We start from the raw sequence: 10,957 nt of genomic DNA, 5'->3' as shown, positions 1-10,957 counted from the left end.
GGCCCGCGCCGGCCCCGCCGCCGCGGCCGCCGCCCTGGTTGAACAGGCCGCCGAAGAGATCGGAGAAGCCCCCGGCCCCACCGGCTCCGCCCGCACCCGCGGCCCCTCCGAAGAGGTCGCCGATGTCGAAGTCACCGCCGGTGGTGGTGTATCGGCCCCCACCGGGAGGCGCGAATCCGCCGAACCCGCCGGAGGAGACCTGCGCCCGGAACTCGTCGTACTCCTTGCGCTTGGCGGGGTCGCCGATGACGCTGTTGGCCTCGCCGACCCGCTTGAACTTCTCCTCGGCGGCTTTGTTCCCCGGGTTCTTGTCCGGGTGGTTGTCGCTCGCGAGCTTGCGGTACGCCTTGCGGATCTCGTCCGCCGTGGCGGACTTGGAGACGCCCAGTTCGGCGTAGTAGTCCTTCTCGACCCATTCGCGCTGACTCACCAGACGCCTCCTTTCCCTATCGGTTCCTGATCAGTTCCTACTTACCCGAAGTCTCACTTTTCCACCTCGACCGCCGGTGTGCGGGTGACCGCACACCGGCGGCGGTGGAGGACGAGCGGATCAGCGGACGGTGACCATCGCCGACCGCAGGGTCCGCTCGCCGTGGCGATAGCCCTTGCGCAGGATCGTGCCCAGCACGGGCTCGGAGCCCTCCGACTCGTCCTGCACGGCCTCGTGGACGGACGGGTCGAACGCGTCGCCCTCCTCGCCGAAGGACTCGACCCCCTGGGAGGCCAGGACCGCGTGGACCCGGTCGGCGAAGGCCTTGAGCGGCCCCTCCTCCAGGTCCCCGTGCGCCCGTGCCCGCTCCAGGTCGTCGACGATCGTCAGGAGCTCGGTGAGGACCGAGCCCTTGGCGGTGTCGATGATGGCCTGTCGGTCCCGCTCGACGCGGCGGCGGTAGTTGGCGAACTCCGCCGACACGCGCTGCAGGTCCGCCGTCCGCTCGTCGAGCTGCGCCTGCAGCGCCGACGTGGCGTCGTCGTCGGACGACCGGTCGCCGGCGGCGCCGTCGGTGGTGGGGGCGGGGTCGTCCTCGACGATCTCGCCCTCCACCGCCTCCGACGGAGCGGCGCCGGTCTTGTCGTCCACCGCCTGCGCGGCGGCCACGTCCTGCGCGTCACCGCCAGCCCAGGCGGCCTTGTCCGTCTCCGGACCGTCCGCGTGTGGTGTGGTCACTGGAACTCACCTCTGGCAGTCTCGTCGTCCTCGGCGGCCGCCTCGACCTCGTCGGGGTCGACGCTGGCCGCACCCTCGGCCACGATCTCGGCCTCGGGGGCGACTGGAGCGTCCTGGACGAACTTCTCGTCCACGGCCTCCTCGTCGGTGGCCTCCGGGTCGCCGGGATCAGGGATTCCGGTCGCGTCGGTCACTTGTCGTCCCCCTTCGGCTCGTCCTCGTCCACGACCTCGGCGTCGACGACGTCGTCGTCAGCCGAGCCCGCGGAGGTGGGGTCGCCGGCCTCGGCACCCTCTGCCGCGGCGGCCTCGTAGATGGCCTGGCCGACGGCCTGGGCCTCGGTGTTGACCTTCTCCACGGCGGCCTTGATCGCGTCGACGTCCGAGCCCTCGAGTGCGGTCTTGGCCTCGGCGATCGCGGCCTGGAGGGACTCCTTCTTGTCCGCGGGGACCTTGTCCTCGTTCTCCGAGACGAACTTCTCCGTCTGGTAGATCGTGGACTCGGCCTGGTTGCGGGCGTCGGCCTCCTCGCGGCGCTTGTGGTCCTCCTCCGCGTGGGCCTCGGCGTCCTTGATCATCTGGTCGATCTCCTCCTTGGACAGGCCCGAGCCGTCCTGGATGATGATCGTGTTCTCCTTGCCGGTGCCCTTGTCCTTGGCCGTCACGTGGACGATGCCGTTGGCGTCGATGTCGAAGGTGACCTCGATCTGCGGCACGCCGCGCGGTGCGGGGGCGATGCCCGCGAGCTCGAACGAGCCGAGCAGCTTGTTCTGCGCCGCCATCTCGCGCTCACCCTGGAACACCTGGATCTGCACCGACGGCTGGTTGTCGTCGGCCGTGGTGAAGGTCTCCGACCGCTTGGTGGGGATGGTCGTGTTGCGCTCGATGAGCTTGGTCATCACGCCGCCCTTGGTCTCGATGCCCAGCGACAGCGGGGTCACGTCGAGCAGGAGCACGTCCTTGACCTCGCCGCGGAGCACGCCGGCCTGCAGCGCGGCGCCCACGGCGACGACCTCGTCCGGGTTGACGCCCTTGTTGGGCTCCTTGCCGCCGGTCAGCTCCTTGACCAGGTCGGACACGGCCGGCATGCGGGTCGAGCCACCGACGAGCACCACGTGGTCGATGGTGGACACGGCGATCCCGGCGTCCTTGATGACGGCCTGGAACGGCTTGCGGCACCGGTCGAGCAGGTCCTGCGTGATCTTCTGGAACTCCGAGCGCGACAGCGTCTCGTCGAGGAAGAGCGGGTTCTTGTCCGCGTCGACCGTGATGTACGGCAGGTTGATCGAGGTGGACTGACCGCTCGACAGCTCGATCTTCGCCTTCTCGGCGGCCTCACGCAGACGCTGGAGCGCCATCTTGTCCTTGGTGAGGTCGATGCCGTTCTGCGCCTTGAACTTGTCCACGAGCCAGTCGACGATCCGCTGGTCCCAGTCGTCACCACCGAGGTGGTTGTCACCGGAGGTCGCCCGGACCTCGACGACGCCGTCGCCGATGTCGAGCAGGGAGACGTCGAAGGTACCGCCACCGAGGTCGAAGACCAGGATGGTCTGCTCCTTGTCGCCCTTGTCCAGCCCGTACGCCAGTGCGGCCGCAGTGGGCTCGTTGACGATGCGCAGAACGTTCATGCCGGCGATCTGGCCGGCGTCCTTGGTGGCCTGACGCTGGGCGTCGTTGAAGTAGGCGGGGACGGTGATGACGGCGTCCGTCACCTCCTCACCGAGGTAGGACTCGGCGTCGCGCTTGAGCTTCTGGAGCGTGCGCGCGCTGATCTCCTGCGGGGTGTAGTTCTTGTCGTCGATCGAGTCCGACTTCCAGTCCGTGCCGATGTGGCGCTTGACCGAGCGGATGGTGCGGTCGACGTTGGTGACCGCCTGGTTCTTGGCAGGCTGGCCCACGAGGACCTCGCCGTTCTTGGCGAACGCGACCACCGACGGGGTCGTGCGCGACCCCTCGGCGTTGGCGATCACGTTGGCCTCGCCGCCCTCGAGGACGGCGACGCAGGAATTGGTGGTGCCGAGGTCGATACCGACTGCACGTCCCATGATGTTCTCCTTCTCTCCGCGCCGTTACCGCGCGGACGGGGGGTGGTCCGAAACTCTGTTGTTCAGCAGACCCGGCTCAAGGCTCGGATCAGTGACTCCACCCTGCCTCTCGGCGGTGGCGCCGTCAACCCAAGTTGAGTCCGGATCGCTGAGGTTTGACGCCCTGTACAACTGGGGACCGGCCCGATCCATTCCCGGGGTGATCCAGATCACGCGGAAACCTGCGCCCACCCGACTCAATCCGCCCTGGCGCCCATCCACGCGCCCGCACGCCCGCCCGCGCGCCCGCATCCTCAACGACAAGACCGTTCCGCACACCCGCCTCCCGGGCGATGCGTGCGGAACGCTCTTCCCGACTGGGGAATGGACGACCTGAGCTAGATGACGCCCTGCGCGAGCATCGCGTCCGCGACGCGGCGGAAGCCGGCGATGTTGGCCCCGGCAGCCAGGTCGCCGGGCATCCCGTACTCCTCGGCGGTCGCGGCCGTGGTGGCATAGATGTTGGTCATGATGCGGTCGAGCTCGGAGTCGACGCGCTCGAAGTCCCACTGCAGCCGACCGGCGTTCTGGCGCATCTCCAACCCGCTGGTGGCCACACCGCCCGCGTTCGCGGCCTTGGCGGGTCCGAACAGGATGCCCTTCTCGCGGATCACCTCGACGGCCTCCTCGGTGCACGGCATGTTGGCCCCCTCGGCCACCAGGCGGCACCCGTTGCCCGCCAGGGTCCGCGCGGCGTCGCCGTCGAGCTCGTTCTGCGTCGCGCAGGGCAGTGCGATGTCGCACTTCACCTCCCACACCGAACGCCCCTCGACGAACTCGCAGTCACCCCGCTCATCGGCGTAGACCGAGAGCCGCTCGCGTCGGACGTCCTTGACGTCGGCGAGCAGGTCCAGGTCGAGGCCCCTCTCGTCGACCACGTACCCGGAGCTGTCGGAGCAGGCCACGACGGTGGCTCCGAGTTGCGTGGCCTTCCTGGCCGCGTAGAGGGCCACGTTCCCGGACCCGGAGACCACAACGCGGGAGCCGTCGAGGCTGAAGTCGGTCTCGCGGAGCATCTCGCGGACGTAGTAGACGAGCCCGTAGCCCGTGGCCTCGGTCCTCGCCCAGGACCCGCCGTAGCCGATCCCCTTGCCGGTGATCACCCCCGCCTCGTTCCGGCCCGTGATCTTCCGATACTGGCCGTACAGGTAGCCGATCTCGCGGCCGCCCACGCCGATGTCCCCGGCGGGCACGTCCAGGTCCGCCCCGATGTGATGGGCGAGTTCGGCCATGAACGACTGGCAGAAGCGCATCACCTCGCCGTCGGTCCTACCGTGGGGGTCGAAGTCGGAGCCGCCCTTGCCACCTCCCAGCCCCAGGCCCGTGAGCGCGTTCTTGAAGACCTGCTCGAAGCCGAGGAACTTGAGGGTGTCCTCGTCGACGGACCGGTGGAACCGCAGACCACCCTTGTACGGACCCAGGTCGGAGCTGAACTGGACCCGGAAGCCGCGCTGGACCTGGATCACTCCCGAGTCGTCGACCCACGGCACGCGGAAGGACACCACTCGTTCGGGTTCGACGATCCGTTTGAGGATCCCGCCCTCGACGTACTCGGGATGCTGCGCGACCACGGGGGCGAGCGACTCGAGCACCTCGTGCACGGCCTGCCGGAAGAGCTTCTGCCCGGGGTTGCGGGCCACCACGGACTCGAGCGCATCGTGCAGTGCGGCGTCGGCGTCGGACATGGGACCTCCGGTCAGGGGCTGCGGTCTGGGGGGCGATCTGAGGGCTGCGGCGTGAGGGCTGGGGACTACGTGTACGCGGACCACCCGCCTCGGGCGACACCTCGGACCGAGGTTCCGCAGGCCGGTGTCACGGCCGGAACCGCGCCGCCGCCGTGCCGCAGCCTAGCGTCTGTCCGCTTCCACCACCGATCCAGGCCGCGCCCGGACCCGCGGCGGACCACCCCGGGCGAAATTCCCCGCGGACGTGGATCCGGCCATACGATCTACGGTCACGGACCCGGCCGGTTCCCTTCCCGTCCCGATAGGAACAGTGACCCCATGCGCCACCTCCCCCGCCGCCGCACCTGGAGTATCGGCGCCCTCGTCGCCGTGGTCGTGGTCGCGGCTCCGATCGCCGTCCAGGCCCAGCCACGCGACGGCGCCCCGGCGGTGGACGACTCCCGCGCGACGCCCGCGATAGTGCACGAGTCCCTCGAGGACGCGCTCGCGGAGGCCGGCACCACCCCGGCCGGCTTCCGGACCCAGTCCGTCCTGGCCGACCGCCTGGCCGATGCCTCGGACGACTACACCGTCCGGTTCCCCGAGGCCTTCGCCGGCGTCAGGATCGTCGGAGCCGCCGGCCAGGTCGCGGTGGTCCGGGGCGCCGACCAGGCGGAGCCGTTGATCGCCGACGCCCGGTCCCGCGGGTTCACGGTGTACTCCGCACCCACCCCGGCCCGGCAGCTCGACCAGACGGCGGAGCGGGCACAGGACTGGGCGGACGCCCTTTCCCCGGGCCAGCGGGACGGGGTCACCGCGATCGACGTGGACCCCTCCACCGGCGACGTCACCGTGGTGGTGGAGGACTCGGGGGCCGCGCCGACTCCCCCCGCCGACCTCGGGGCGGGCGTCCGCATCGCCGGCTTCCGTCCCGCCCAGGGGTCGGTCGGGTCGGGGACGGCGACGCTGCCCGGCACCCAGAGCCCCACGATCCCGGACCCCGGCACCCTGCTGCCGAACTCCATGGTGGGCGGAACCCGGATGTACGTCCTGTCCCCCTCCCGCACCGTCGCCAACTGGTGCTCCCTCGGGTTCAACGGAATCCGCGACGGACGGGTCGTCAACATCACCGCGGCCCACTGCAGTTCCTTCACGGACCCCGCGACGGGGCGGTCCGTGTTCCGGCCCGGCACGGTCTCCGAGAGCACCGGCTCGCCGAGGCTCGGGGCGTTCACGTCCACCGAGGCCGACGAGGCCCTCGACGCCGCACTGATCACCGTCGACCCCGAGGACGATCCCCGTTTCCGGAACTCCCACGTCCTCTCCGACGGTGCGCGCCCCCTCCCGCTGTCGGGCACTCAGTCCCCGGTCAGGGGGCAGATCCTGTGCAAGTACGGTCAGCGGACCGGTTACACGTGCGGGAAGGTGTCCGGGATCGACTCGGCGACCCCGGGCGGAGTCAGGAACGTCGCGATCGAGCTGTGCGCGATCGCGGGCGACAGCGGCGGCGTGGTCTTCTCCGAGACCCGCGCGGTGGCCGTGACGAGCCTCTCCAACGCCTTCGACACCAACGACCAGCCCTATCCGAGCTGCGAGGTGGCGCGGACCGAGCTCGCCCTCCGCGGCGGGGTCCCCACGATGGTCGGGGTGACCGTCGGTGCGATCTCGGCCCGCTTCCCGGGACTCCAGGTCGGCGCGTCATGACACATCAATCCCACTAATCACACGTGTCACACTGGACTCAGTAATCACATCTCCGTAATCTTGGCCGCAACTGGTCGACCTGAAGTCGTCCACCGTGCATCACGGAAGGCCACCATGCGCACCACCTCGAAGTTCGCCGTCCTCACCGCCGCCGCGGCCCTGGTCGTCACCGCGGCTCCCGCCGGCGCGGCCCCCGCCCCTGCTCCCGCCCCCACGGCGCCCTCGACGACGCAGGCGCTCCCCGCCCTCGACGCGGCGCTCGGATCGCAGTTGACCTCGCTGGTCGAGGCCCTGCGCCGGGATCTCGGACTGACCCCCGAGCAGTTCCTGGACCAGGCCGGGATCGGTGAGCGACTGGCCGAGTCCCGCCCACGGTGGGAGAAGGCGTTCCGCGACTCCTTCGGCGGCGTGTGGCTGGACGAGGAGGGCACGGGCCTGGTGGGCGTGGTCGCCGGGGAGGCCGGCGATCTGCTGCGTGCCGAGGCCACCGACGCCGGGTTCACCGTGCAGGACGTGGCCCTGACCACCGAGGAGCTCACCGCCCGCGAGCGACAGGTGGGCAAGATCGTCGACGACCTCCCGGAGGACCTTCGAGCGCTCGTCACCGGGGTGCGGGTCGACCCCACCCGCAACACCGTGGTCGTGGCCACCCGAGGCGGCGAGGCCGCCCAGCTGGGCAACCTCACCGCCCGGCTGAAGGACCTCGCCGAGATCGACATGACCGAGGCCCCCGACCCCGCGTGGGACACCGCACCGTTCGGCAGTGAGGCGGGCGGGACCCAGTCCGACGGCGAACCGACCGCCCAGGGGCTCGAACCCGCCACGACCCGCGCGGGCGCGCCGGGCCCGACCGCCACCGGTGGCGACTCCGGATCGCTCGGCAGCCTGGCCCTGCTCAACCAGACCGGCGTCATCCCCGAGGGCCCGATGCGGACGATCGTCGAGCTCCTGTCCGGTCTCACCCCCGGCACCGGCTCGATCATCGACGGGATGAGCCAGACGATGGCCGACCCCGTCACCCCGGTCCCCGAGAACCAGACACGCGCCGACGGCCCCGCGCCGACCGGCCCCATCGCCGGGGGCACCGCCTACTCCGTCGCGGTCCCGGGCGGGATCCTCGAGTGCTCCACCGGGTTCAACGGCGAGCTCGACGGCACGCCCGTCGTCGTCACCGCCGCGCACTGTGCGGGGGCCGACGGCACCCGCGCCGCGTTCGCCGACGGCGAGGAGTTCGGCACCATGACGCGGACCCAGCGCGACGGCATCGACACGGCGCTCGTGGCCGTCGACCCGGAGCTCGCCGACCGCTTCCGCACCAACCTGGTCGGCGCCGGTCCCGACACCACCCAGGCGATCACCGGGACAGCCGACCCGGTCGTCGGACAGAAGGCCTGCAAGACCGGGTTCCGGACCGGTTTCTCCTGTGGCACCGTCTCCGAGGTCGGCGCGATGATCGACGTCGCCGGCTCCCGCACCATCGCCAACGCGTTCACGGTGGATCTCTGCGCCCTCCCCGGGGACAGCGGCGGCGTCGTGTTCTCGGGCGACAAGGCCCTGGGGATCTCCAGCGCGTCCAACGTCGCCGAGACCGGGACCTGCGCCAACGCCGACGCCGTGGCCAGGGAGAACGGGTACGTCCCGCGCCTGTCGGCGGTCCCGATCTCCGACGTCCTGGCCGCGCATCCCGGTCTGACGCTGCGCACCAACTGATCCGGAACGACCCGCGGGCCCCGTCCCACGAATCGAGTGCACTCCGCTAAGGGGAACCTCAACTCGTGGGACGGGGCCCGCGTGGCTTACCTTTAACGACAAGACCGTCGACGGGCACCCCTGGGGTCGTCAGGTGCTCGTGCGTCGAGAAGTGCGACGAAAGGCCGCGAACCATGTCAGGCGTGACCATCACTCTCGGGACGATCGGTGTCCTGCTCAGTCTGTTCTGCTGGGCCTCCTTCATCGGGGGCGTGTCCAGGATGGTGCGGAGCATCATGTTGGGGCAGAAGGACGGCTTCAACCGGTTCGGCCCGGTGTTCGCACGGATGAAGAACACGATCATCGAGGTCGGCGCCCACACCAGGATGGCCAGGAAGCGGTCGGTCGGCTTCTTCCACTGGTTCGTCATGATCGGCTTCATGCTCGGCTCGATCGTCTGGTTCGAGGCCTACATCCAGACGTTCAACCCGCGCGGCGGCTGGCCGTGGCTGTCGGATCAGACGTGGTACCACGGGCTCGACGAGTTCCTCGGCCTGGGCACCGTCATCGGCATCACCGTGCTCATCATCATCCGCCAGGTCAACCAGCGTCGGGGCCTCAACCGATTCAACGGTTCCGACCGCAGGGCCGCGTACTTCGTGGAGGCCGTCGTCCTCCTCGAGGGCCTGGGCATGATCTTCGTCAAGGCCGGCAAGCTCGCGCTGTACCGCGCCGAAGGCCAGGACTTCCACTGGTCGACCGACTGGGTCTCCGGCCCCATCTCCACGGTGCTGCCGGCCAACGAGCTCATGGTCTCCATCTTCGCGCTGATCAAGCTGCTCACCGGCATGATCTGGCTGTACGTCGTCGGCCGCAACATCACCTGGGGCGTCGCCTGGCACCGCTTCTCCGCGTTCTTCAACATCTACTTCAAGCGGGATGCCGACGGTCGCACCGCGCTGGGCGCCCTCAAGCCGATGACCATGGACGGCGAGGCGCTGACCATGGAGAAGATCGAGGAGCGCACCGAGGCGGACGAGGACTTCGAGCCCGTCCTGGGTGCGGGCGCGATCGAGGACTTCTCGTGGAAGGGCTGGCTGGACTTCTCCACCTGTACCGAGTGTGGCCGTTGCCAGGAGCAGTGCCCCGCCTGGAACACCGGCAAGCCGCTGAGCCCCAAGCTCATGATCATGGCCCTGCGTGACCACGCCCACGCCAAGGCTCCGTACCTGCTCGCCGGCGGTAAGACCACGATGGGCGAGGAGACGGGACTCGTCGACGCCGAGGGCAACCCGGACGAGAAGAAGCTGGCCAGGATCCCCGAGGCCGCCCGCCTCGAGGCCCAGCGCCCGCTGGTCGGCCACACCACCGCCGACGTGTCCGACGACCCGATGGCCGCCGGCATCATCGACCCGGAGGCCCTGTGGTCCTGCACCACCTGTGGCGCCTGCGTCGAGCAGTGCCCGGTGGACATCGAGCACGTCGATCACTTCATCGACATGCGTCGCTACCAGGTGCTCATCGAGTCGGAGTTCCCCACCGAGCTCGCCGGCCTGTTCAAGAACCTCGAGAACAAGGGCAACCCCTGGGGCCAGAACAACTCGGGCCGCGATGACTGGATGAAGACCCTCGACTTCGACATCCCGGTCATCGGCTCGGACATCGAGGACTTCTCGGACACCGAGTACCTCTTCTGGGTCGGCTGTGCCGGCGCCTTCGAGGACCGCGCCAAGAAGACCACCCAGGCCGTCGCCACGCTGCTGCACACGGCCGGCGTGAAGTTCGCCGTCCTGGGCCAGGGTGAGACCTGTACCGGTGACTCCGCCCGCCGCGCGGGCAACGAGTTCCTGTTCCAGATGCTCGCCGAGCAGAACATCGAGACCATGAACAACGCCTTCGACGGCGTGCCCACCGGTCAGCGCAAGGTCGTCGTGACCTGTGCCCACTGCCTCAACGCGCTGAAGAACGAGTACGGCGACTTCGGCGGCGACTACCAGGTGGTCCACCACACGCAGCTGCTCAACCGTCTCGTGCGGGAGAAGCGACTCGTGCCGGTCGCCCCCATCGACGGCGGCGTGACCTATCACGACCCGTGCTACCTCGGCCGTCACAACAAGGTCTACGAGGCTCCGCGTGAGCTCATGGACGGTTCCGGAGTGACCCTCACGGAGATGCCCCGCCACGGCCAGCGCTCCATGTGCTGTGGCGCCGGCGGCGCGCGCATGTGGATGGAGGAGACGGTCGGCAAGCGAATCAACATCGACCGCGTCGACGAGGCACTGTCGACCAAGGCGACCAAGATCGCCACCGGCTGCCCGTTCTGTCGGGTGATGCTCTCCGACGGCGCCACCGCGCAGACCGACGGCACCGAACTGGAGGGTCAGGTCGAGGTCGTGGACGTGGCCCAGCTCCTGCTGGAGTCCGTCACCCGCGACGGCGGTCTGCCGGAGCCCCGCGAGGCCGCATGGCTGGAGCAGCCGAAGCGCGAGAAGACGTCCGCGGAGAAGGAGGCCGCCGAGGCCGAGGCCGCGACGCCTGCCGAGGCCAGGACCGCGGTCGCCGAACCCGCCGGAACACCGGACAACCCGGTGATCGACGAGGGCGAGGGCGCCGAGGTGGCCGCCGCCGGCACCGCGGGCACCGTCAGCG

8 protein-coding genes are annotated in these 10,957 nt (G+C 69.8%); 3 read left to right on the top strand and 5 right to left on the bottom strand.

Annotated elements, in window-relative coordinates; all coding sequences use genetic code 11:
- The 5 genes from G6031_RS05585 to gdhA all read right to left on the bottom strand — a co-directional run.
- Positions 1-433, bottom strand: a 433-nt coding sequence (locus tag G6031_RS05585; protein ID WP_187700391.1) for a DnaJ domain-containing protein, incomplete at its 3' end; no start/stop codon positions are given.
- Between the two features lie 117 nt (positions 434-550).
- Positions 551-1,168 carry a nucleotide exchange factor GrpE gene (grpE, locus tag G6031_RS05580; protein WP_179523531.1) on the bottom strand — a complete coding sequence of 206 codons (618 nt, stop codon included), beginning with the start codon at positions 1,166-1,168 and terminating at the stop codon, positions 551-553.
- A complete protein-coding gene (locus G6031_RS05575) occupies positions 1,165-1,362 on the bottom strand; it encodes a hypothetical protein (protein ID WP_182652715.1) in 198 nt (65 codons plus the stop codon). Before G6031_RS05575 ends, grpE begins: the two co-directional genes overlap by 4 nt.
- Entirely contained in the window at positions 1,359-3,212 is a 1,854-nt protein-coding gene (dnaK, locus tag G6031_RS05570) for a molecular chaperone DnaK (RefSeq protein WP_179523533.1), read from the bottom strand. The genes G6031_RS05575 and dnaK overlap by 4 nt, the downstream gene beginning before the upstream one ends.
- 377 nt (positions 3,213-3,589) lie before the next feature.
- Entirely contained in the window at positions 3,590-4,936 is a 1,347-nt protein-coding gene (gdhA, locus tag G6031_RS05565; RefSeq protein ID WP_182652714.1) for an NADP-specific glutamate dehydrogenase, read from the bottom strand.
- 318 nt (positions 4,937-5,254) lie between these two features.
- On the opposite strand from gdhA, the gene G6031_RS05560 reads away from it, so the two are divergent.
- From G6031_RS05560 to G6031_RS05550, 3 genes are all read left to right on the top strand, one after another.
- Positions 5,255-6,619: a S1 family peptidase gene (locus tag G6031_RS05560; RefSeq protein WP_182652713.1), complete on the top strand. Its 1,365-nt coding sequence runs from the start codon at positions 5,255-5,257 to the stop codon at positions 6,617-6,619.
- Positions 6,620-6,733: 114 nt separating this feature from the next.
- Positions 6,734-8,329, top strand: a complete 1,596-nt coding sequence (locus G6031_RS05555) for a S1 family peptidase (protein WP_182652712.1) — start codon at positions 6,734-6,736, stop codon at positions 8,327-8,329.
- Between the two features lie 173 nt (positions 8,330-8,502).
- Positions 8,503-10,957: (Fe-S)-binding protein (locus G6031_RS05550; RefSeq protein ID WP_241737211.1), on the top strand; the 2,455-nt coding region annotated here is incomplete at its 3' end.

It is taken from the genome of Dietzia sp. CQ4 (assembly GCF_014145125.1).
GTDB classification, from domain to species: domain Bacteria; phylum Actinomycetota; class Actinomycetes; order Mycobacteriales; family Mycobacteriaceae; genus Dietzia; species Dietzia natronolimnaea.
Note: the sequence above shows the minus strand (reverse complement) of the source record. Positions and strands in the feature narration are given on the sequence as shown.